Annotated in this window: 17 protein-coding genes; 6 read left to right on the top strand and 11 right to left on the bottom strand. The window is 38.3% G+C overall.

The window, feature by feature from the left end:
• Positions 1 to 12: 12 nt before the first annotated feature.
• The gene (locus tag P3L56_RS06115; protein ID WP_129466748.1) at positions 13 to 1200 is read right to left on the bottom strand and encodes a multidrug effflux MFS transporter; all 1188 of its coding nucleotides are present in this window, start codon (positions 1198 to 1200) and stop codon (positions 13 to 15) included.
• A 189-nt stretch (positions 1201 to 1389) separates the two neighbouring features.
• On the bottom strand, positions 1390 to 2796 hold the full coding sequence (gene gndA, locus P3L56_RS06110; RefSeq protein WP_042846554.1) for an NADP-dependent phosphogluconate dehydrogenase: 1407 nt from the start codon (positions 2794 to 2796) through the stop codon (positions 1390 to 1392).
• Positions 2797 to 3038: 242 nt separating this feature from the next.
• On the opposite strand from gndA, the gene P3L56_RS06105 reads away from it, so the two are divergent.
• Positions 3039 to 4622, top strand: a complete 1584-nt coding sequence (locus P3L56_RS06105; protein ID WP_129466749.1) for a TerC family protein — start codon at positions 3039 to 3041, stop codon at positions 4620 to 4622.
• 182 nt (positions 4623 to 4804) lie between these two features.
• The gene (locus P3L56_RS06100; protein WP_198861192.1) at positions 4805 to 5365 is read left to right on the top strand and encodes a hypothetical protein; all 561 of its coding nucleotides are present in this window, start codon (positions 4805 to 4807) and stop codon (positions 5363 to 5365) included.
• Between the two features lie 168 nt (positions 5366 to 5533).
• On the opposite strand, the gene asmA is transcribed toward P3L56_RS06100, so the two are convergent.
• From asmA to apbC, 6 genes are all read right to left on the bottom strand, one after another.
• Positions 5534 to 7372 carry an outer membrane assembly protein AsmA gene (gene asmA, locus P3L56_RS06095; RefSeq protein ID WP_129466751.1) on the bottom strand — a complete coding sequence of 613 codons (1839 nt, stop codon included), beginning with the start codon at positions 7370 to 7372 and terminating at the stop codon, positions 5534 to 5536.
• A 127-nt stretch (positions 7373 to 7499) separates the two neighbouring features.
• Positions 7500 to 8081: a dCTP deaminase gene (gene dcd, locus P3L56_RS06090; RefSeq protein ID WP_042846558.1), complete on the bottom strand. Its 582-nt coding sequence runs from the start codon at positions 8079 to 8081 to the stop codon at positions 7500 to 7502.
• Between the two features lie 42 nt (positions 8082 to 8123).
• A complete protein-coding gene (gene udk / locus P3L56_RS06085; protein ID WP_042846559.1) occupies positions 8124 to 8768 on the bottom strand; it encodes a uridine kinase in 645 nt (214 codons plus the stop codon).
• Positions 8769 to 8947: 179 nt separating this feature from the next.
• Positions 8948 to 9904 carry a zinc metalloprotease HtpX gene (htpX, locus tag P3L56_RS06080; protein WP_166685351.1) on the bottom strand — a complete coding sequence of 319 codons (957 nt, stop codon included), beginning with the start codon at positions 9902 to 9904 and terminating at the stop codon, positions 8948 to 8950.
• Between the two features lie 101 nt (positions 9905 to 10005).
• On the bottom strand, positions 10006 to 10566 hold the full coding sequence (locus tag P3L56_RS06075; RefSeq protein WP_042846562.1) for a LemA family protein: 561 nt from the start codon (positions 10564 to 10566) through the stop codon (positions 10006 to 10008).
• A gap of 283 nt (positions 10567 to 10849) precedes the next feature.
• Positions 10850 to 11962, bottom strand: coding sequence for an iron-sulfur cluster carrier protein ApbC (gene apbC / locus P3L56_RS06070; RefSeq protein ID WP_042846563.1), 1113 nt, complete (start codon positions 11960 to 11962; stop codon positions 10850 to 10852).
• Positions 11963 to 12299: 337 nt separating this feature from the next.
• Between apbC and metG the strand changes: the two genes are divergently transcribed.
• The 4 genes from metG to cdd all read left to right on the top strand — a co-directional run bounded on the left by metG (position 12300) and on the right by cdd (position 16726).
• Complete coding sequence (gene metG / locus P3L56_RS06065; protein WP_210831787.1) at positions 12300 to 14327, top strand: methionine--tRNA ligase; 2028 nt, start codon at positions 12300 to 12302, stop codon at positions 14325 to 14327.
• 144 nt (positions 14328 to 14471) lie between these two features.
• On the top strand, positions 14472 to 14939 hold the full coding sequence (locus P3L56_RS06060) for a CidA/LrgA family protein (protein WP_042846565.1): 468 nt from the start codon (positions 14472 to 14474) through the stop codon (positions 14937 to 14939).
• Positions 14939 to 15634 carry a CidB/LrgB family autolysis modulator gene (locus tag P3L56_RS06055; protein ID WP_042846566.1) on the top strand — a complete coding sequence of 232 codons (696 nt, stop codon included), beginning with the start codon at positions 14939 to 14941 and terminating at the stop codon, positions 15632 to 15634. The genes P3L56_RS06060 and P3L56_RS06055 overlap by 1 nt, the downstream gene beginning before the upstream one ends.
• Positions 15635 to 15838: 204 nt before the next feature.
• Positions 15839 to 16726 carry a cytidine deaminase gene (cdd, locus tag P3L56_RS06050; RefSeq protein WP_129466752.1) on the top strand — a complete coding sequence of 296 codons (888 nt, stop codon included), beginning with the start codon at positions 15839 to 15841 and terminating at the stop codon, positions 16724 to 16726.
• Between the two features lie 110 nt (positions 16727 to 16836).
• On the opposite strand, the gene P3L56_RS06045 is transcribed toward cdd, so the two are convergent.
• Genes P3L56_RS06045 through P3L56_RS06035 form a run of 3 tightly spaced genes read right to left on the bottom strand, consistent with a single transcriptional unit; the run spans position 16837 to position 19307 of the window.
• On the bottom strand, positions 16837 to 17928 hold the full coding sequence (locus P3L56_RS06045) for a serine protease (RefSeq protein WP_071547868.1): 1092 nt from the start codon (positions 17926 to 17928) through the stop codon (positions 16837 to 16839).
• Positions 17929 to 17931: 3 nt separating this feature from the next.
• The gene (locus tag P3L56_RS06040) at positions 17932 to 18624 is read right to left on the bottom strand and encodes a hypothetical protein (protein ID WP_272686156.1); all 693 of its coding nucleotides are present in this window, start codon (positions 18622 to 18624) and stop codon (positions 17932 to 17934) included.
• Between the two features lie 59 nt (positions 18625 to 18683).
• Complete coding sequence (locus P3L56_RS06035; protein ID WP_131680504.1) at positions 18684 to 19307, bottom strand: hypothetical protein; 624 nt, start codon at positions 19305 to 19307, stop codon at positions 18684 to 18686.
• Positions 19308 to 19598 lie beyond the last annotated feature (291 nt).

The raw sequence follows: 19598 nt of genomic DNA, 5'->3' as shown, positions 1-19598 counted from the left end.
TAGCATTAATAATTAATGACTTTCGTCTTTAGTTAATTTTAAGCTCGCCTTTCTTGCAACTAAGCCAAAAATACAACCAATTAACATAACTATCGCTAGGGATAGTTTCGGGGCGATAGGTAAAGCAATGGCAAATAACCCTAACCCTGCTCCTCCTGCCATTTGCACAAACCCCACTAACGCAGAAGCCGTCCCGGCTTCGTTACCAAATGGTTCTAAGGCATAACTTGTTGCGGTGCCCATCATAAAGGCAAGGCCGGTACAAGCACATGCGACAGGTAACATATACACAGCCCAATGATTTTGCACTTGTTCAGAGAGTAAAATAAAACCAAGCAGCAACCCTAAACAACCTAATGCCATCATCGTACTGCCCACTAATAAACAAGTTGGCCGGCCAATTTTATGAATAAAGTAATTGGCAATATAGCTGGCAAACATGATCCAAAAACCATTTATTCCAAATACAATAGAAAATTCTAGTGGGGTAAGTTGTGCATCCCCCATTAGAACACTGGGCGCAAGGGAAACATAAGTTAGTGCCATCCCCATAGTCCCTGCATTAACCAAAGCAAAAATGATAAATTGACGGTCACCCAAAATCCGCCAATAGGTTTTAAGTTGGGTCGTTTTTACTGCTGGCAAATTTGTTGGCCGTGTTTCCGGTAATAATATGATAATCAGTACTAATATTACCAACGCATACAGTGCAAGGAACCAAAATGGCGCGCGCCACCCCCAAGCCTCCGCCAATAACCCCCCTAATAATGGGGCTAATGCAGGAACAATATTGAGTGTACCATTTAGAAAACCGAAGGCTCGCGCCGCTTCTGTACCATTCATACGGTCGCGCACACAACTAAAAGCCACTACAGAAGTGCAACAAACCGCAACTCCCTGCAATAAACGAGAAGCAATAAATACTGCCGGTGTCGTTGCTACAATCGCAACACCTGCACCGATGATATATAGCACCATACCTGCAATCGCGACAGGTTTTCGTCCATATCTATCCACTAGTGGGCCCGAAATTAATTGCCCTAACCCCAGAACGAGAATGAACAGTGCTATCGTTGACTGGATCACCGACTCACTGCTACCTAAATCCCTCGCAATATCAGGTATTGTCGGCAAATATAAATCAATCCCTAATGGACCAAGTAATACTAATAAAAGCAATAAAATAAGAAAGTTACGCATAAACCATGCCTAGACTCGATAAAATATAATTTAAAAAATATTCGCTGTTATAAATTATAAAAAAGCTATATTCGATACCGAATAAGCGATTTACTCATCGTTATAAATTAACCATTTTACGGTGCTTAAAAGTCAAAAAAGGCGCTAAACCTAGCGCCTTTTATGTCATCAATAATCAATGATGACGGATTATTCCATCCATTCTGTGTGGAAAACACCGTCTTTATCCGTACGTTTATAAGTGTGAGCACCAAAGTAGTCACGCTGCGCTTGGATTAAGTTTGCAGGCAATACCGCTGAACGGTAGCTATCATAGTAAGAAATTGCTGCTGAGAACGTTGGTGTAGGTATGCCATTTTGCACCCCATAACAAACAACATCACGCAGAGCTTGTTGGTATTCATCGGCAATTTGTTTGAAATATGGCGCTAACAGCAAGTTGGCAATTTTTGCATCTTGGTTATAAGCGTCAGTGATTTTTTGCAAGAATTGAGCACGAATAATACAACCCGCACGGAAAATTTTCGCGATTTCACCGTAGTTGAGGTCCCAATTATATTCATCTGATGCCGCTTTCAGCTGTTGGAAACCTTGCGCATAAGAAACAATTTTACCTAGATATAACGCACGACGAATTTTCTCAATAAATGCTTTTTTATCACCATCAACTGCTTTTAATACTGGGCCACTTAATACTTTAGAGGCGGCTACACGTTGGTCTTTCAAGAATGAAATATAACGCGCAAATACAGATTCAGTGATCAGAGTCAGAGGAATGCCTAAATCAAGAGCACTTTGGCTAGTCCATTTACCTGTCCCTTTATTTGCTGCTTCATCAAGGATCACATCAACCAGATATTTACCATCTTCATCTTTTTTCTTGAAGATATCTGCTGTGATTTCAATCAAATAGCTGCTTAACTCACCTTTATTCCACTCTGCAAAGGTGTCTGCCAATTCTTCGTTACTTAAGTTCAATGAGCCTTTTAGCAATGAATATGCTTCTGCAATTAATTGCATATCACCATATTCGATACCATTGTGAACCATTTTGACATAGTGCCCTGCACCATCTGGACCAATATAAGTCACACATGGCTCGCCTTCTGCTTTCGCTGCAATCTCTTTTAAAATTGGAGCAACTAATTCATAAGCTTCTTTTTGACCGCCAGGCATGATTGAAGGGCCTTTCAATGCACCTTCTTCACCACCAGAAACACCTGTACCGATGAAGTTGAAACCTTGTTCAGATAATTCGCGATTACGACGGATAGTATCTTTATAAAGAGTGTTACCACCATCTATTAAGATATCACCTTTGTCCAAATGAGGAGTCAGCGAGGCAATTGTTTTGTCTGTTGCTTCACCCGCTTTAACCATCAACAAGATGCGGCGTGGTTTTTCCAGAGAGTCAACAAACTCTTCAATTGTATAGTTGGGAACTAATTTTTTCCCTGGATTTTCGGCGATAACTTCATCTGTTTTATCTTTAGAACGGTTAAAGATAGACACTGAATAACCGCGGCTTTCAATGTTCAGCGCAAGATTGCGCCCCATGACAGCCATTCCGACAACACCAATCTGCTGCTTTGACATGAAAAACTCCTGTCTGATTAGGACCAAGTCAGCCTTGATAGTGCTGACATTCTGTTAACGGGATCACATATTAACCTAGGATTGTGCAGCATGGTAGTTATTGATGCAATCGATGACGTATTCACGACTTTTTTTGTCAAAAAATATCTAACTAAAGTGAATTTTTATTGATATTTAGTTCAACAAACCGCATTATTCACCTGTCGGCATAAGCCGTCATATCAGAAGGTAAAACAAACTGTATGGAATGGATCGCAGATCCTTCGATTTGGGCGGGCCTCGCTACCCTTATCGTTCTAGAAATCGTTCTTGGTATAGATAACCTCGTTTTCATCGCCATTCTAGCTGACAAGCTCCCGCCTAAGTTGCGTGATAGAGCCCGTGTAACGGGGCTTATGCTTGCACTTATCATGCGCGTTGTCCTGCTCTTTAGCCTGTCATGGCTAATTACGCTAACGAAACCAATATTGACACTCTTTGAGCATCCTTTCAGCGCTCGAGATCTGATCATGTTGATCGGGGGGCTATTCCTATTGTTCAAAGCAACAATGGAGCTAAACGAACGGCTAGAAGGTAAAGACGAGCACACTAATACTCAACGAAAAACATCGAATTTCTGGGCTGTTGTTGCACAAATCATTGTTCTTGATGCGGTTTTCTCTCTTGACTCTGTCATTACAGCTGTCGGTATGGTTGACCATATTGGCGTCATGATTGCCGCAGTCACTATTGCAATGCTGTTGATGATTTGGGCAAGTAAACCGTTGACTAGCTTTGTCAATAACCACCCCACCATTGTCATACTGTGTTTAAGCTTCTTACTTATGATTGGTTTCAGCTTAGTTGCCGAAGGCTTCGGTTATGCCATACCGAAAGGCTACTTATATGCTGCGATCGGCTTCTCTATCATGATTGAAGTTCTTAACCAATTTGCGCAGTTCAATCGCCGTAAATTCCTGACGGGAACAAGGCCTCTGCGCGAACGTACTGCTGAAGCGGTATTACGTATTTTAAGTGGTAAAGCAGAAAGAGGCGAATTAGACCCTCACACATCAGATCTGATTGCGGATAACCAATCTGTTTTTGACCCGCAAGAACGTTTGATGATTGCGCGTGTCTTAGGTATGGCACAACGTAACGTTGAGAGTATTATGACCTCACGTCATGATGTGGATTACCTCGACATCAATAAATCCTCCGCCGATTTACTGCAATTGATGGAGAAAAACCCGCATTCACGCTTAGTGGTTATAGATGAAACAATTAGTGATGAACCTGTTGGTGTTGTTCATGTAATGGATTTAGTCAAACAACAGCTTCGTGGTAAACCGCTTAATTTGCGTGCATTAATCACGCAACCTCTAATTTTCCCTGAAGGGTTATCACTATTAAAAGCATTAGAACAGTTCCGTAAAGCCCATACACACTTTGCGTTTGTTGTGGATGAATTTGGCTCTATCGAAGGTATCGTCACATTGACCGACGTAATGGAAACAATCGCGGGTAACTTGCCTGTTGGTGATGAAGAAAATGACTCACGCCACGATATTCAAAAACTGGATGATGGTACTTGGATTGCCAACGGCTTTATGCCACTTGAAGACCTGATCATGTTTATCCCAATGGAATTAGACGATAAGCGTGAATATGAAACAATTGCAGGTTTACTAATGGAACACTTACAGCGCGTTCCTGAAGTAGGCGAACAGATGACTATCAATGGCTGCGTATTCCAACCACTTGAAGTCAACAGTCATCGTGTTAATAAAGTGCTCATTACACCGCCAGCACCCGAAGGTGATGGCTATGAATTTGAAGATGACTAACCTTTAGCTCTAAACAAAATAAATACCGGCCTCTGAGCCGGTATTTTTATTTCACTTTTAGTGAAAAATGGCTATTTAATAGCAGTAAATAAAAAACAACATCGTTTTTTAAAAGAATAATCATTGAAATACTGAATAATTTATAGCATTGAATACACCTAATCTTTAACCAAGGTCATGCTATGTATATAAAAACTCAGTCTCCAAATATAAATACGTTAAAAACACAGAAAATTAACCAAACTACAAATAAATCATCAGGAAAGGTTGCTGTTACCACTAATCAACTTCAAAATAATACTGAACAATATCCTATGGCTTCTAAAAAGAAAGTCCGCTTTTTAGAAAACGACCAAATGAAAGAATTATCTCGTCAAGAGACCACGAGTAAACTCTCAAAAAATAAATCTACTGATGCATTAACCAAAAAAGAATTACTAATTACATCAGAGAAAATAATCCATAAGCAAGATATAAAAGATTTAAGAAATTACATATCTAAAAGCTTAGATTTAATTTCCAAACAAATAAAAAAAATAGGCACCTCAGATGATCGAGGGTGTAAAGTTACCCTATCTAAAGATACGATGAATAAGTTTAATAACATATTATTAAACTTAAAAGATAATATTCAACACTATAAGAATGAATTAGGGCGTTCAACTTACCAGCACAATAGTAATAAAGAAAAAACACTTAGCAAATTAGAAAATAAATTAAGTAAACAACAGGGGAATTTATAAAAAGTGAAGGAAGAAATAACTATTTATCTAGGGATAGTTCAGTTAAGCAGACTAAAAATACCTTTGAAAACACAAAACAAAGATAAGAAGATTATAAAAATGGAAATGGCTACTATTAATGTCCATTTGCATTTATAAAAAACGCCCAATAAAGGGCGTTTTTTTAAGTTAAAGCGCGTTTAATAAATCATTAAGCCCTTTATTTTCTTCTTTTTTTAAGAAATTACCAATGGCTTCTTTAGCTTGAGTTCGTAATTCATTTCGCAAGAGTTTTTCCACATCTAGCTGGTACTGTAAACTATACCAGCTACCGTAAATCCGCAGAGGAATTGTCATCTCTTGTAGCTGTTTAACCAAGCGTGAATCCCCTCCCCAACCATTGGCGATATTCACACCTAAATTAACATCTATAGTTTCATTAGGGATATTCATATTCCCTTGACCATTAATATTAACCAAGGCAGAGGTCGCTTGCATGGAGGATATATTTAAATTACCTTTATTCAAAATACCAGCTACCTTGAATAAATCTACTTCCGTATAATTACCAGTATTAACGGGAGCATTTATTTTATTCGTAACACGAGAAACCGACTGCTGAATTAGTTGTGGGATATTCAAGCCTTGTAATTTGGCACTTCTCAATTCAAAGCTAACCGGCCCCTGCCATTGGTTTTTTACCGCATAATCATCATACCCAATACCCGATAAGGTTGCATTTAACGAAATAATACCGCTTATTTTCTGCGGCATATTAAATGCTTTTAGTAATGGTGTTAAATCGATATGGTTAAATTTTGGCTTAGCTGAAACATAAGCAGGAGTTGAGCGGTAATTCAAGGTGACGGGCAATGAGAAATCCCCACCAAACGCTTTCCCTTGCAGTTTAGCAACGCTAAAACGTGGAGCTTGGTTTTGTGCCTCAAAAACCACATCAGTTACTGTCATTCCACGATAAACTAAATGATTAATAGCTAAATTAATATCTGCGGTAAAAGACTGTAAACCAGATAAATCATACTGTTGAGTATTTGAACCTGATATCACAGGTTTAACACCGATACGGTTATTATTTGTCTCAGCCGTTGAATTAGAATCAGCCGCTGCAGTACCAAGTAAGTTATCTAAATCTAATTTATCTGAAACTAACTCTATCGCCACTTTTGGGATATCTGTTAATTGGATACTGATATTGCCCGTTAAGCTACTCTCATTGGCTTTGATCAACAAATTACTCAAACTTGCATTTTCTATTTTCCCTTTTGAATACAGGAAATCGCTGGTAATCTGCCCTTCTATACCGTTTTCGGGTAAATCAACACCACTTAATTTATAGTCAAATTGTGTCAACTTCCCACTAATCTTTTGATTAATATTAGATAAATCTATATCAGCCCGTGTATCAAAAATAAGTTCTTGCTGGTTTTTATTCAAGTTACCACTGAATTTGGCTGCGATTTGTTTTTTATCACTTTTTTTCAATGATAAATTTATATTTCGTAAATTAAATTCGTCTTTAGCAGTTTGCCAGATAACTAAGCTATTGGATATATTGATTTTTTCTATATCTAATAACCAATTAGTTTTTTCTGTTGGAGAGGATGACGGCGCTGTTCCGCCAGGGGCTACTGGGGCATTGGTGTGAATTTTGGGTTCGCTTTCTGGTGTTTTGCGAATGACCGCACCATCAATCACAATTTGCTCAACGGAGAGCTTATGAGAAATAAGCGGCCATAATTCAACATCTAGGCGCATGTTTTCCGCACTAAGAACAGGAGTTGTCGCATTAGGAGCAGTGAGAGATATCGGCCCCGTAATAATACTGAGTGTAGGCCAAACATGCCAACGCATATCCCCATTGAATTCAAGCTGATATCCACTTTTTTTATCTACTTGTTCCACAATGTAATGACGGAAATCGTTGGGGTTTACTAGCATCACAAGTGTTGTCAAACCCGCAACAATGACCACAAGTAAAATAATCAATGTCGTTAAAAAACGTTTCATGCTTCCCTCTCTTAAAACCCACCAGCGCCCATCATAAAGCGAACTTACACCACGGCTATCCCTGAAAATGGGCGGAAATTGCTTCTCATATCCTTCAAGAACAACAAGTTCCGCAAAATTACAGTGCTTAGTCTTCGCTAATCCGGCTACCTACTGCACCTTGTTGGTTTTTATATTTAGCATCTTGACGGCTATTATATGGGCGGTCTGCACTACCAGATAATGGCTCAAAACTTAAAGCACCGATCACCATACCCGGACGTAACGCTAAAGGCAATTTCCCAGAATTATAAAACTCTAACACGATTTGCCCATGCCAGCCGGGATCGATTCGATGTGCTGTTACGTGCACCATCAAACCCAGCCTTGCTAGTGAAGAACGACCATCTAACCAACCAACAAGATTGTCAGGGAGCGTAACAGACTCAAGCGTCACTGCAAGTGCTAATTCCCCTGGATGTAGGAAAAATGGTTCATCTTCACCTAGCACGATTTCATCGCTCATTACACGATCCAACGCGGCATTAACCTCATTTTTGGGACCGCTCAGGTCAATAAATGCAGCGGTATGCCCACGAAAAACACGGAATTGATTACCCAGTCGAACATCAGCGGTTGCACCATTAATCCGTTCAACGGGTGGGCGTGGGCTAATGACTAATTTACCATCATCCATCCATTGAATAATATCGCGGTCACATAGACGCATGGTTGTTTCCCCCTTCATTATTTTAGTCTCTGCGCTAATTTGTTAATCTTGACAGAATTCACCAATTTTTGCTTTCAAGACATCTATCGCAACCCGGTTTTTACCACCGCGAGGTACAATAATATCAGCATATTGCTTAGACGGTTCAATAAACTGCAAAAACATTGGGCGCACAGTTTTATTATATTGTTCGATGACAGAATCAAGTGTTCTGCCCCTTTCATTTACATCACGTTTAATGCGGCGCATCAAGCAAATATCGAGTGGAGTATCAACAAAAATAGAAAAGTCCATCTCACCACGTAAGCGTTTATCAGTTAACAATAAAATGCCTTCAATGATAATGACTTTTTTAGGTTTAAACGTAATGGTTTTTTGTTTGCGAGTATGAGCGACATAGTCGTATTGAGGAATTTCTACTGCTTGACCACTTTTCAGTGATTTAAGATGCTCATAAAGCAAGCTGTGATCCATTGAATTAGGATGGTCATAGTTTACTTTAAGCCGTTCTTCCATTGGAATATCTGCTTGGTCTTTATAATAACAGTCCTCTGGAATAACACCTATATTATGATCACCGACCTTTTCCCTAAGTTCTCGATATAGAGTGCTTGCAATTAAGCTTTTGCCAGATGCAGAGGCTCCCGATATACCTACAATGGTACAGTGATGCGCTATGTCAGTCATAAAATGATAACCTGGTTAAATATTTTAGAAATGAAAATACATAACATAGAAATGTTATGTTGGCGGAATTATAGGGGGTAATGACGTGTTGTTCCAGCATCCCTCGGCAAAGTTTGCTAAAAAAACGCCAATATTTGAAGAAAAGCCGCTAATCAATACTCGCTGTATTTATTTTACTATTAAAATTGCTTTTTACCTTCCAAGACAGCAATGCGGTTTTCAATAGATGGGTGTGTAGAAAAAACTGAATCTCCCTTATTAAAAATATAAGCCGCTTTTCGATAAGCCTGACCAGTACTTCGCTCATCGTACTCATGGGTTTCATGCTTCCCAGATATTTTTTTCAACGCACTGATCATGGCTTGGTTATCAGATGTCAGATCGACTGCGGCTGCATCTGCCATATATTCACGTGTACGAGATAAGTAAAAATAAAGAATTTGTGTTATCCACGGTAAAACGAAATTAAGGACTAGTAAAATAACTTGAGCCTTATTAGCGGCATTATTTCTGCTTCGCCCAGCCGTGCGAATAAAGATTTGGCTAAATAAATTGGTCACCGTCAAAATAACATTTGCTAAAATACCCACATACAAGGTTAATTTTGAGTCCCCATGGATAATATGCCCCACTTCATGAGCTAAAACGGCCTGAACCTCCTGTCGATTAAGGCTTTGAAGCAAACCTCGGGTCACTCCCACAAGGGCATTACGTTTGTTCCACCCCGCAGCAAAAGCATTCGGCTCGTCAGTATCTAAAATATATAAACGTGGAATATAACCTAAACTAGCGCTCAAACTAAGCTCTTCGATAATATTGAACAGTTGTTTTTCTTCAGAACTTTTTGCATTTTCCTGAGTGATTTCCCTAGCGTTCATTCCCGCTAGCATCATTTTATGCCCTCTGAAATGAATATAAATCAACCCAATAAATGTCAAACCTAGAACAATAAATGTCGCTATAGGCCACTCTTGAAACGTCACAAACTCCATCGCATTATCAAACAAATCTAGCTGTTCATTTGGGTGCGTTGCAATATCCGCCAGTAAACCAATGACTAACATTAGCAAAATGTAACTCATCACAACTAAACGAGTACGAATATTATTTTTGCGTATGACGTTTCTAAAATCCATAAAATGACCTGTTCTCTACAATAATACAAAACATTGGAATGCTGTCGAGAAGGAACCTCAGCACCCCAATGATTTTTCAATATTATGAATTAAAACGATATTTAATCGAAGTTAATACGACGTGATTCTTCAGATTTAATCGTTTCTTCATCAAGACGCCAGTATTCCTTAGATATTTTTAAGCTCGGAATAATACCAACAATCAGTGCAGCTGGCATTGAGGCTATATAAGCGTTATACGTTTCTAATGAACGGTTATAACCACGTTTGGCAAAAGAAAGTTTATTCTCAGAAGAAACGATTTCCTCTTGCAAATTGGCCATAATCGCATCTGACTTTAACTCTGGATAAGCTTCAACCGCAACATTGATAGCGCCACTAGTCACCATTTTAGACAGCGCATCTTCCGCTTCTCGTGCTTTATCCCCTGTTGCATTTTGTGCTTGGGTTCGTAGTTCAGTAATTTTACTGAAAACTTCGGTTTCATGGCTTAAATATTTTTTAACCGTTGCAAGCAAACTATCAAATACTTTTCCACGGCGATCTAATTGAACTGAAATTTCAGTTTCACTAGAAATAACCGCTTCACGCAATGCCACAATGCGGTTATAAAAGTAAAAAATAATAATCGCTATAACAACAATAAAAATTAAAAATTTCATAATCACCTTTTAGGGCTTACCCGCAGGAAGACAACTGATTAAATAAGATATGCTGCTATTCTACGCGAACATTAAGCAATAAAGAAACGCTAAGCATATAAATCAGAAAAATAGAAAGTTTAGGTAAACATTTTTCCGTTATAAGAGATATAAAAAACAAAAAGAAAAATACAACTCAGAACATTTGCTAATAAAAAAGGGGAAAAGCCGCGCTTACCCCCTATTTCACTTATTAAGCTAGTTTACTTTTAGCGCTCAATAATGGTTTCTACTTTGCGATAACTTAAACCGCACGGAAAGAAATTTCCGTTGGGATTTTATCCCCTTCCCAATACATAAGTGCAGAAATACCTGACGCAATTTCACGGTAAATATCCGCAAACTCACCTTCAGGGTCACGCATAACTGTCGGTTGCCCGCGGTCTAAGTCTTCACGTAGAGAGATATGCAGTGGAACCTGCCCTAATAACTTAGTATGGTATTTTTCTGCTAATTTCTCTGCGCCACCAGTACCAAAAATTGGTTCAACATGGCCACAATTACTACAAATATGAGCACTCATATTTTCGACCACTCCCAGTACAGGGACATTCACTTTCTTAAACATCACGATACCTTTCATGGCATCAACTAATGCGATATCTTGTGGGGTAGTAACAACCACTGCACCGGTTACTGGGATATTTTGTGACAGTGTGAGTTGAATATCACCCGTTCCTGGTGGCATATCGATAACTAAATAGTCTAAATCTGGCCATAGTGTATCTTGGAGCATTTGCATTAATGCTTTGCTTGCCATTGGGCCACGCCAAACCATCGCATTATCGTCAGTAACTAAATAACCGATTGAATTCGTTGCTAGACCATAAGCCATTATCGGTGCCATGTGCTGACCATCAGGAGATGTAGGGCGCTCTAGTGTGGTCCCTAACATATTCGGAATTGATGGGCCATAGATATCCGCATCAAGAATACCGACTTTAGCCCCTTCTTGCGCCAAAGCTAATGCTAAGTTTACCGAGGTACTTGATTTACCAACACCACCTTTACCTGAACTCACCGCTAAGATATTACGAACACCATTAATACCGGGCAAATCATTTGCTCGTTTTAACGTCGTAATATCATGACGAAGTTTCCATTCAACTGCGTGTGCGCCGGTTTGTTGTTTTAATTCTGCTGTTTTTTCGCTAATTAATGCTTGAAACGGCCCTTTCCAAACGAAAGGCATCACTAACTCGACATGCAGCACATTGTCCAACATTGCGCAGTGGTGTAATGCTTTAATAGCAATCAAATTACGTTGCAGCGTTGGGTGTGTAAATGAAGCCAAAACCTTGGAGACTTGTTCAGTCAACAGTTCTGGTTTGTTTTGCTCGGGGGATTTATCGTTCATCCCGGCTCCTTTATTTATATTTTTGAACTATGTATATCCTAAATAGCGTCTCTAGGTTTATCAAACTCAGTAAACTACCGAAGATCCACTGAATATACTTTGACTAAGATTAATCATAACAGAGAACACAAAAAATAGTGAAGCTAAGCTCAGGAAAAGCCACGAAGAGTTAATCTCCCCCCCTAAAGTGAACTGAATGACAAAGTTTTATGGTGTCTCAGATAACAATTTCTTTTTTAAACAAATTTCCAATTAATATTTTATACCCCTAGCAGCGATGGTTTTGATCGGTTAACATCAAAGACCCTTTTCAAATAATGGAAGTAAGAAAGTTACTATGTCTCAAGTCGCGAATAAATCACTGGTAACCTGTGCGTTACCCTATGCTAACGGTTCAATCCATCTTGGTCATATCCTGGAACATATTCAGGCTGATATTTGGGTCCGTTATCAGCGAATGCGCGGCAAAGAGGTTCACTTTATCTGTGCCGATGACGCGCACGGTACGCCAATCATGCTTAAAGCGCAGCAACTCGGTATTACTCCCGAAGAAATGATTGCAGCAGTGAGCCAAGAGCATCAGGACGATTTTGCTGGTTTTGCCATTAGCTATGATAATTACCACTCAACACATAGTGCAGAAAATAAAACATTATCAGAACTGATTTATGGGAAGCTGAAAAATAACGGTTTTATTAAAAACCGAACCATTTCACAGCTTTTCGACCCAGAAAAAGGCATGTTTTTACCTGATCGCTTCGTTAAAGGCACTTGCCCAAAATGTAAAGCTGAAGACCAATACGGTGACAACTGCGAAGTGTGTAGCGCAACCTATAGCCCAACGGAATTAATTAATCCACGTTCGGTGATTTCTGGTGCTACACCTGTAATGCGTGATTCCGAACACTTTTTCTTTGATCTTCCTGCATTTAGCGACATGCTTCAAGCGTGGACTCGCTCAGGCGCATTACAAGAACAAGTCGCAAACAAAATGCAAGAATGGTTCGAATCAGGCCTACAACAATGGGATATCACCCGTGATGCGCCTTATTTCGGTTTTGAAATTCCTGATGCGCCGGGGAAATATTTCTATGTCTGGCTTGACGCTCCTATCGGCTATATGGGCTCATTTAAAAACCTCTGTGATAAACGCGGTGATCTCGATTTCGATGAATTTTGGAATAAGGACTCAAAAACTGATCTTTACCATTTTATTGGTAAAGACATCGTCTATTTCCATAGCCTATTTTGGCCAGCCATGCTAGAAGGCAGTAATTTCCGTAAACCGACAAATTTATTTGTTCATGGCTATGTCACGGTAAACGGTGCAAAAATGTCTAAATCGCGCGGTACTTTTATTACTGCTCGTTCATATTTAGATCATTTAGATGCTGATTGCTTACGCTATTACTATGCAGCGAAGCTATCTTCACGTATTGATGATATCGATTTGAATTTAGAAGACTTCGTACAACGAGTGAACAGTGATATCGTCAATAAAGTGGTTAACCTAGCCTCCCGTAATGCAGGTTTTATCGCTAAACGCTTTGATGGCAAATTATCAGCAAACTTAGCTGAACCTGAGCTATACCAACAGTTTGTCGATGCTGCAAAAATCATTGGTGAGGACTATAACAACCGCGAATACAATAAAGCTATCCGTGAAATTATGGCTCTGGCCGATATCGCTAACCGTTACGTAGATGAGAAAGCCCCTTGGGTGGTCGCGAAACAAGAAGGTAAAGACCAAGAGCTGCAAGATATTTGCTCTATGGGTATTAACTTGTTCCGAATTCTCATGACTTACCTGAAACCCGTTTTACCAGGCCTGACTAAACGTGCGGAAGCATTCTTAAATACGGAACTTGCATGGGATGCGATTAACACCCCATTATTGAACCACAGCGTCGCACCGTTCAAAGCGCTATTTAACCGTATTGAAATGGCAAAAGTAGATGCGATGGTTGAAGCCTCAAAAGAGAGCATCAAACCTATCCAGCAAGTTACTGGGCCTTTGGCTGACGATCCTGTCCAAGACACTATCACTTTTGATGATTTCGCTAAAATAGACCTACGTATCGCGTTAATCAAACATGCTGATTTTGTTGAAGGCTCTGATAAACTTTTGAAATTACAACTAGATATTGGTGGTGAAACTCGCCAAGTATTCTCTGGTATTCGCTCTGCTTATCCAGATCCAAAAGTATTAGAAGGCCGTTTAACCGTGATGGTTGCAAACCTTGCGCCACGTAAAATGCGCTTTGGTATTTCAGAGGGTATGGTAATGGCAGCAGGCCCTGGTGGAGAAGATATTTATCTGCTCAGCCCTGATAACGGAGCACAGCCAGGTATGCAAGTTAAATAACGAGCATATGCAGTAATCCAGTTATTTGTTATAAGTGGGGAGCTAAAAACTCCCCACTTTTTTATTGCCTTTTTATTGTGATCGGTAGCACAATTATAAAGTTAATTGTATGATGAATAGATATTACATAACAGGACCAGTCTCATGTCATTTAAGCAGGTACTGATAACGGGGTGGCAATATTTGCGCGCTTTTGCAATACTTTACCTCTGCCTGATTATCGGAAACCTTATTTCCGCACTACTTCCCTTTTCCATTCCCGGCAGCATTGTCGGTATGTTAATCTTATTTGTATTGCTTGCATTACAAATAATTCCAGCTCACTGGGCCCAACCCGGTTGCAGTATTTTATTGAAAAATATGACCATCCTGTTTGTTCCTATTGGTGTTGGCATAATGAATTACTATGAATTAATCAGTCAACAAATGGTTCCTATCATCGTTTCTTGTGTGGTCAGTACCTTAATCGTCATGGTCGTTGTTGCTATCAGTTCAAACTATATCCATAAAGAACGCCCTGTCGTTGGCGCTAAACCAGATGAAGTTCCGTTACCCCCTGAAGAACCTATTTCTTCGGTTATTAATAATGATAAAACTAAGGGGGAGGACTAATGCTAGCGCATATTTGGTGGTCATTGCCGCTGACTATTGTAGTGTTTTATTTAGCACGCCAGCTGTCAGTAAAATTTAAATTACCAATTTTAAACCCACTATTGGTCACAATAGCGGTGCTTATTACGCTATTAGTTTTAACTAACACATCCTATGAGCACTATTTTGCAGGTAGCAAAATACTCAATGATTTACTGCAACCTGCAGTCGTCGCGCTTGCTTTTCCACTTTATGAGCAAATGCACCAGATCCGCGCTCAGTGGAAATCCTTATTAAGTATTTGTTTTGCTGGTAGCTTAGTGGCTATGTTCAGTGGTGCAGCCATTGCACTCTGGTTAGGTGCAACCCCTGATATCGCAGGTTCTATTTTACCTAAGTCGGTCACTACCCCTATTGCGATGGCTGTTGCTGATTCGGTTGGTGGGGTCCCTGCCATTAGTGCTGCTTGTGTGTTGTTTGTTGGGATTTTAGGCGCCATGTTCGGCCATAGCTTATTTGATGTGCTGCGTATTCGAACCCACGCGTCTAGAGGCCTTGCAATGGGAACCGCTTCTCACGCCTTAGGCACCGCACGTTGCGCTGAAGTGAATTATATTGAAGGGGCTTATAGCTCACTAGCACTAATGACCTGTGGTGTGATCACTTCACTTATTGCTCCGTTTATATTTCCTGTCATTTTACATCTTTTTAGCTAAGCTTAACTCACTAAGAAAATAACTAATCATATGAGTAAGAGGAATTAATCAGCCTCTTACTCACTAGCGCACATTAAAACATGAGATACTTCTCTCAATTCAAGAATTTGTTTCATATGTTTCATTTAAAATGGTGACTTTAGTCACATATTGTTCTACGTATTATTGAATAGAATGAAAACAATTAAATAGGGAGGGTAACTCATGCATTCAAGATTTAAGGCCGCTTGGGCCGAGCTTCCAGAAAAGTTACAGTCTGTACTTAGACCTATCATCGATAAGTCCGATTTTTCGGGGATGTTAACCGCAGAACAAGTTAAAAATATTAAAACACAAAGTGGTATTAACGATTCGGAATTAGCTTTTGCATTGTTACCTTTTGCCGCAGCCTATGCCGTCACACCTATCTCCCATTTTCAAGTTGGTGCAATCGCTTGCGGTGCAAGTGGTAATTTGTACTTTGGTGCCAATATGGAATTTAGCCACGTATCAATGGGGCAAGTCATTCATGCAGAACAATGCGCTGTAACCCATTCATGGATGAAAGGTGAAACACAAATTACCTCAATTACCGTGAATTACACACCTTGTGGGCACTGCCGCCAATTTATGAATGAATTACGCGAAGGTGGCAAAATTATGGTGAATTTACCAGGCCGCACACCTGCGGTACTACACCACTATTTACCAGACTCATTTGGGCCCTCTGACCTCAATATTACTACACTACTGCTAGATACCGTTGACCATGGTTATAAAAACCAAAGCCGTGACCGGTTATTAAGTGCAGCAATTGAGGCTGCAAACCAATCCCATGCACCTTATAGTAAGGCCCATTCAGGTATTGCGTTACAGTTGAAAGATGGCTCACTGTTTACAGGCCGCTACGCAGAGAATGCGGCATTCAACCCAAGTTTACCGCCACTGCAAGCCGCTTTAATTATGATTAACCTTGCAGGTAAAGATATTCATGCCATCGACCAAGCTAAATTTGTTGAAAAACAAGATGCGATTATCAAACATTGGTGTGTTACCGAAAATACATTACAGGCACTAGGTTGCCAAAATATTGAATTAGCTTATTTGGATTAATGTTCTCTCATGTTCCATGTATGGTTATTGTCAACAAGCTAATTATTGGCAATAACCATTTTTTATGTTTCATATGTTTTTAATAAATTGATAAAACTTTAATTCAGTAACTAACTAAAAAATGAATTTGATGAATAGCTAGAAAATCGAGAGGGAATATTTGATGCTGTTCTGTCTGAGAAGTAGTTATTAAAAGAACTATCGAATGAATTCATTGATGACATATTGTCTCTTAAATTATCAATCATACGATCATAATGATTAATATTAGGTTGGTAATTAATTGATGGTGAGTTAAATAAGCCTGTTTCTGGTAATATATAGTCAGGTCTTTCTAAATAATATTCAGACAATAGATTTTTATGTGTAAATTCCGTTTGACCACGCCAATCTGTTTGTACAGAAAGTCGATTATTATCGCCAGATGGGAAATTCCAAAATGAAAACCTATTAGTTCCTCTATCGATTAATGGATTACCTGTTTCGTACACTAGCGCATTAATATTATCTATATTAGTTTTAATTGTAGGTGTTACAATGGAACCATATGTCTTTTTAAGACTAATGGTTACTCCATCCACAGCATTGTCTATGTCTACAACCCTTCTAAGCCAACGGTGTATTTGAGGTTGCTTACTAGCAGGGGCATCATATAAACTTTCAAACATAATATTTAAAGTTCTTAAACTTAATTCAGTTTCTTTTTCTGTATTACCTACCGCATCCAATGCCTTTTGCCAATACACCTCCCTTATTTCTCCGTTTGATAGTACATCAAAAACAGGTTGTAAGGTCCAGGATTCCGCAGGTAAGCCATATTTACTAAAAACACGTTCATGAAATTTCATTGCTTCTTCATGGGTTATATCACCTTTTATTTCTATGCCTTCCTCAGTGAATCTGTCTCGTAAAATTTTGACATAACCATAAGCCATATCGAATCGTATATTGTTAACTTTATCCTCATTAAATTTTTTACCATTTTCTATTGTTACTTCTTCTAAATAATTTAACGCAAAAGCACCTGAAAAAGAGTCCCCTTTTACCACACTATTAGCTAACGGAGCATATCGATCCCCTTTGCTTTCTAAATATTCATACATCAATTCTGGTTTTTTAGTTAAAATTAATATTTTTAAAGCCTTAGACGTATCAGTCCAATTTAATTTCATATTCCCTTTTCTACTAGTTACATTATTCATTTATCATTTCCTATTTATCATTTTCTGGTTTAAAAATATAACAATATCATTCTTTATTTCTTCCCACATAATTAAATCATCAAAAATCATATTTAACCTAACTTTAATACCAATGTTTTCAATTAAAAAAATAGCATCACAGTCACTATACTCCTGTCTAAATGGAATCCAAATACATTCAAATAAAGTATTTACATCATTATTTTTCAACTCCCAATAGTATCTGTTTTTATAATATTCCGGATCAATATTTTTTTTCATCCTCTTTAATTCAACATCGCTAAAGTAAAGATTTATTTTTTCATCATACAATACCTCGCCTTTTATTTTCTCCTCTCCTCTATCAAGATATAAGTATCTTTTATACTCTAGATAGCCATTAACATCTCCATCTAGTGGTTCAATAGATACTCTAATTATTTTTATATTTTCATTTGAATCAATTGGTTTCATTTCTGGCCATGACATCCTCATTGGCAGAATTCTAAAATTAGCCTCACACCCTTTTTTGTTTTCAACAAACCTTGGATCAAAATAGCTATACCCTTCATATTCAGCAAATGGAAAAACATACTCAGCAGGAACTTCGATAATATTCTTATTAAACTGTCCACAAACAAAACCGGGCCGGTTTTCCCCATAAGAAATATGAGAGAATAATAATAACGGTAGAATCAAACCAAAATATAATCTCATAATAATTGACACCTTAATACTTATATAATATTTAATTTTTAAACTTATTTAAATGAAAACTATGATTTAGCAAAAGATAATGTTTTACTCATACGTTCATACCATTTATTAATAATGATTTTCTGTTTTTTAGTGGCCTTCTTTTCCTTTTCTAACATCACTTTCATTAAGCTGTATATTACCGATAATTCATGGCCACGGTCTCCGGAAGCTGCCATAATTTTTTGCCAATAAAATTCTTTTTCTTTTTCATCTAATACAGAAAATACCACACCTAAAACCCAAGCTTCTTCCGGTATTTTATTACGTAACATAACCAGATAGTGTATTTCATCTGCTTCTTTATAGGTCATATCATGAGAGACTTTTTCACCTGTACTCTGTTTCCTCGCTTTTCGCTTCAATACTTGAAGCATTTCTAATGCATGGTCATAATTTATTTTGTCTATCAATGTTTTATTAATTGTTTTGTTTTTTTCTTTCATCACCAAATAAAAATAATCTGTTATAACTCGACCAAAAATTGATGAACCATATTTGTTTTCATAGAAATAGTTGTCAATATTCCTTAGTGTTTCTTTTGGGTTATAGTCTGCTCTTGAGTGATTCATTCCTCCTAGAAATGCCATAATAAGTAATATATAAATACGCTTATTTCTTAACACCCCATTAATTAAATTCATAAAACTCCTTAGTGAAAAATGAAATATAAAATAAAATTCAACTTATATAAATTTAAAACTTGCAGCAATATATGATGTTTGAAAATATAATTTCGCTTACAGTAAACTAATTTACTCACTCACTAACTCATTAAAAACAGTGAAAAAAACATTAAGAGAATTTATCCATCAGGAAGTTAAACCATTGTTTAAAAAACCGTTGAGATAAAAAGAATTCATTCATACTTGCCTAACCGTGATCTACCCACCGTAATGAGTACACCATTGACAGCTTTCATTCCCTTTCGCGCT

Origin of the sequence: Providencia sp. PROV024 (assembly GCF_032709665.1) — a bacterium.
GTDB lineage: Bacteria > Pseudomonadota > Gammaproteobacteria > Enterobacterales > Enterobacteriaceae > Providencia > Providencia huashanensis.
The sequence above is the reverse complement of the archived record's forward strand: the minus strand, read 5'-3'. Positions and strand labels throughout refer to the sequence as shown.

What these genes read in the sequence shown, in the direction of transcription:
- metG (WP_210831787.1), top strand. Translation starts at nt 12,300, where the DNA reads ATGTCTCAAGTCGCGAATAAATCACTGGTAACCTGTGCGTTACCCTAT.
- P3L56_RS06060 (WP_042846565.1), top strand. Translation starts at nt 14,472, where the DNA reads ATGTCATTTAAGCAGGTACTGATAACGGGGTGGCAATATTTGCGCGCT.
- P3L56_RS06055 (WP_042846566.1), top strand. Translation starts at nt 14,939, where the DNA reads ATGCTAGCGCATATTTGGTGGTCATTGCCGCTGACTATTGTAGTGTTT.
- P3L56_RS06035 (WP_131680504.1), bottom strand. Translation starts at nt 19,307, where the DNA reads ATGAATTTAATTAATGGGGTGTTAAGAAATAAGCGTATTTATATATTA.
- P3L56_RS06100 (WP_198861192.1), top strand. Translation starts at nt 4,805, where the DNA reads ATGTATATAAAAACTCAGTCTCCAAATATAAATACGTTAAAAACACAG.
- htpX (WP_166685351.1), bottom strand. Translation starts at nt 9,904, where the DNA reads ATGGATTTTAGAAACGTCATACGCAAAAATAATATTCGTACTCGTTTA.
- P3L56_RS06115 (WP_129466748.1), bottom strand. Translation starts at nt 1,200, where the DNA reads ATGCGTAACTTTCTTATTTTATTGCTTTTATTAGTATTACTTGGTCCA.
- P3L56_RS06105 (WP_129466749.1), top strand. Translation starts at nt 3,039, where the DNA reads ATGGAATGGATCGCAGATCCTTCGATTTGGGCGGGCCTCGCTACCCTT.
- P3L56_RS06040 (WP_272686156.1), bottom strand. Translation starts at nt 18,624, where the DNA reads ATGAGATTATATTTTGGTTTGATTCTACCGTTATTATTATTCTCTCAT.
- dcd (WP_042846558.1), bottom strand. Translation starts at nt 8,081, where the DNA reads ATGCGTCTATGTGACCGCGATATTATTCAATGGATGGATGATGGTAAA.
- cdd (WP_129466752.1), top strand. Translation starts at nt 15,839, where the DNA reads ATGCATTCAAGATTTAAGGCCGCTTGGGCCGAGCTTCCAGAAAAGTTA.
- P3L56_RS06075 (WP_042846562.1), bottom strand. Translation starts at nt 10,566, where the DNA reads ATGAAATTTTTAATTTTTATTGTTGTTATAGCGATTATTATTTTTTAC.
- apbC (WP_042846563.1), bottom strand. Translation starts at nt 11,962, where the DNA reads ATGAACGATAAATCCCCCGAGCAAAACAAACCAGAACTGTTGACTGAA.
- asmA (WP_129466751.1), bottom strand. Translation starts at nt 7,372, where the DNA reads ATGAAACGTTTTTTAACGACATTGATTATTTTACTTGTGGTCATTGTT.
- P3L56_RS06045 (WP_071547868.1), bottom strand. Translation starts at nt 17,928, where the DNA reads ATGAATAATGTAACTAGTAGAAAAGGGAATATGAAATTAAATTGGACT.
- udk (WP_042846559.1), bottom strand. Translation starts at nt 8,768, where the DNA reads ATGACTGACATAGCGCATCACTGTACCATTGTAGGTATATCGGGAGCC.
- gndA (WP_042846554.1), bottom strand. Translation starts at nt 2,796, where the DNA reads ATGTCAAAGCAGCAGATTGGTGTTGTCGGAATGGCTGTCATGGGGCGC.